The sequence below is a fragment of the Pseudoalteromonas sp. S3178 genome (genome assembly GCF_005886985.1).
In the GTDB taxonomy this organism is placed as follows: domain Bacteria; phylum Pseudomonadota; class Gammaproteobacteria; order Enterobacterales; family Alteromonadaceae; genus Pseudoalteromonas; species Pseudoalteromonas carrageenovora.
The window spans coordinates 1-2,973 of the sequence record NZ_PNCW01000117.1; the positions used below are offsets into that span (position 1 = coordinate 1).

Annotated in this window: 3 protein-coding genes and 1 pseudogene; all 4 read right to left on the reverse strand. The window is 46.9% G+C overall.

Features of this window, described 5'->3' with window-relative positions:
* Positions 1-164: pseudogene (locus CWC11_RS23580) on the reverse strand (Zn-dependent hydrolase); the annotation flags it as partial.
* A 15-nt stretch (positions 165-179) separates the two neighbouring features.
* Entirely contained in the window at positions 180-1,409 is a 1,230-nt protein-coding gene (locus CWC11_RS20155; protein WP_138684118.1) for a pyridoxal-phosphate-dependent aminotransferase family protein, read from the reverse strand.
* 3 nt (positions 1,410-1,412) lie between these two features.
* A complete protein-coding gene (locus CWC11_RS20160) occupies positions 1,413-2,237 on the reverse strand; it encodes a sulfite exporter TauE/SafE family protein (protein WP_089349466.1) in 825 nt (274 codons plus the stop codon).
* The coding region (locus CWC11_RS20165) for a gamma-glutamyltransferase (protein WP_171038464.1) at positions 2,234-2,973 on the reverse strand (740 nt) is incomplete at its 5' end. The genes CWC11_RS20160 and CWC11_RS20165, both read right to left, overlap by 4 nt.

The window sequence follows — 2,973 nt, forward strand, 5'->3', positions numbered from 1 at the left end:
CTATTACACTCTTTGTGCTCTTTAGATAAATACACGCGGTGAATGCCGCCTTGCATTTGCGATAGGCCACTGAGTGTTTTACAGCGCGCTAAGGCGCGCGCAGCATAGGTGGTAGCTAGCTCATTATTTAATAATGGCGTTAGAGAGGGGCTTGCAATCGTCATGCTAAATCCTTTTTATTATTTATAATGGGCAAGGGCGGCAATAGCGGCTTCGCCTTTAGGGCCTTTGTAACCGTTGGCATGTAAGCAGGCATCTAAACTTGCCAATGTTTGCAGTACGGCATCTTTACGGGCGTTGTAACCCATCGTACCAATACGCCAAATTTTGCCATGCAGTGGCCCAAACGAGGTGCCAATTTCAATACCAAAGTCGTTTAGCATTTGAGCGCGTACGTGATCGGCGTTAATGCCCTCGGGTATATAAACACCCAGCACGTTGTTCATTTTGTGGTTTAAATCGCCAAATACGTTTAAGCCCAGCGCTTGAATACCTGTTAGCATGGCATCGCCATGTAATTTATGGCGGGCAACGCAGTTATCTACGCCTTCTTCAATAACAATACGAGCACATTCTGATGCGCAGTAAAGCATGCTGGTTGCTTCGGTATGGTGGTTAAGGCGCTCTTCGCCCCAGTAATTCATGATCATGCCTAAATCAAAGTAGTTAGAGCGTACAAATGGCTCGGTGCCGTCGGTATGCTCCGCGGTACGAATACCCGCTTCTACTTTTTTACGTTTTTGGATCCACTCGGCGCATTTGTCACTCAGTGTTAATGGCGCAGAGCCAGAGGGACCACCTAAACATTTTTGCAAACCAACCGAAAGCGCATCGAGTTTCCACTCATCGGCAGGTAAATCGTTACCTACAATTGAGGCGGTGGCATCGCAGTAAAATAGTACATCGTGCTTTTGGCAAATATCGCCAATGTGTTCAAGCGGTTGGTTCATGGTTGTTGAAGTATCGCCTTGTACCATGGCAAGTACATGGGGTTTTACATCAACAATGGCTTTTTCTATTTGTTCTGGGGTAAATACTTCGCCCCACGGTACTTCTATAGTGTGCACTTTTGCGCCAACGCGCTCGGCTATTTCAGCCAGCAAGTGGCCAAAGCGCCCCATAATTGGCACAAGTACTTTATCGCCTGGGCGTAAAATAGAGCATAAAACGGCTTCTATTCCTGCGCGTGATGTACCGTCAACTAACATGGTCCATTCGTTTTTGGTTTTAAAGATTTCGCGATAGCGTGCCATTGTCTCGTTCATAAAGCCGGTCATTACTGGGTCGTATTGGCCAATTAGCTGCGCCGACATAGCACGCAGTACGCGTGGATCTGCGTTAATTGGCCCGGGCCCCATTAGTAAACGCTGCGGCGGGTTTAAAGTTTGAATTTGCGTGTTGCTAAACATGTTTTAGGCTCCCAGAGTCTGAATAAGCATGCGAATACCCGTTATCATTAAGACAACGGCAAAAGCGCGTTTTAATTGTTTTTGATCCAACTTGCTACCAATTTTTACGCCAATAGGCGCAAACAAAATAGTCAGCGGAATAATAAGAAAAAAGGCAGGGAGGTTAACTAACCCCCACGTACCTAGGGGAGCATCGGTTGGCGTTGTGCCAATACTTAATAAGGTAATTACGCCCGGTAGCGCAATCAATAAGCCAAATACGGCTGCAGTGCCTACGGCAACATGGGCACGTACGTTAAATGCGTTAAGCATGGGCACACCAATTGTGCCGCCGCCTATGCCGATCATGACCGATAAGCCACCAACAATACTTGCCATTATGCCTTGGCCAAATTTACCCGGTAACTTACTTACAAGGGCAGGGGCGCCGGCTCTAAAGAGCATGTTAAGGCTAACTAAAATAGCAATACAAGCAAACATAAGTACCAGTGCATTACCGCGTATTGAGTGCGCTAAGTAGCTGCCTACAACGGCCATTACTAAAATAAACGGCGCCCAGTATTTAATTAAAGCAAGGTCAATGTTGCCCTTTGCATGATGCGAGCGAATAGACGAAATAGAAGTAGGCACTATGGTGGCAAGCGATGTGGCAGTGGCTATCATCATGGCCGACTCAGGGCTTACGCCAAAACCTTGCAATAAAAAGTACAGCACAGGCACAATTACTATGCCGCCGCCTACACCAAATAGGCCTGCTAAAATACCCGCAAAAATGCCGGTTGCTATTAAGGCCACAATAATGGGCCATTGGTTTATTATTTCTGTCATTGTGTTCCTGCTGTAGTTACTGTTGCACGACCATCTGAACGAGGATCGGTTGCTGCTTCAAGGCTGGTAGGTGTATCTAAAATTGCACCCGCGTGGCCCATCATTTCATTGTTATTATCAACGCTTACCCAGTCGTGGTCACGTTGATTTAATTCATGTTTAATTTGAGAAGCTAGGGTTTGCTCTACTTTTAAATTAGTGCTGGTGTCGCCCCATGTACGGCCAAGTAACCAGCGCGGGTCGCTCACCGCTTGGTTAATCGATTTATTACGCCATGCGTAACCTGTAAATACTGCGGCTTGAGTTTGAGGTTGCCCTTCACCGCCCATGGTGCCGTAGGCAAGGCGCCTGCCATCGTCAAATTTTGCTAAAGCAGGGTTAAGTGTATGAGCTGGTTTTTTATGTGCTTTAAGTACGTTGGCTTCATCAGTGTTTAAACTAAAGCTTAAACCGCGATTATTCCACACAAAGCCACCTTCGCTCATGAGTATTCCGCTGCCAAATTCCCAGTAAACACTTTGAATAAAGCTCACGAGTTGGCCATTTTTATCGCGTGCTGCCATCCAAACAGTGTCGCCTGGCTGGGCACTAAATGGCCATTGCTTGGCTTGGTTCACATCAATATTGTTGGCAAGCTCGTTTAGGCGCTCATCAGTTAGTGCGTTTTTGTAATCGTCGCCGAGAGCCTCTGGGTCGGCCCAAAGTGTAGGGCGGTGAGTAAAGCTTTGTTTTGTGG

Bases quoted from the DNA above. Each gene is read 5' to 3' on its own strand.
- CWC11_RS20155 (WP_138684118.1), bottom strand. From the start codon at position 1,409: ATGTTTAGCAACACGCAAATTCAAACTTTAAACCCGCCGCAGCGTTTA.
- CWC11_RS20160 (WP_089349466.1), bottom strand. From the start codon at position 2,237: ATGACAGAAATAATAAACCAATGGCCCATTATTGTGGCCTTAATAGCA.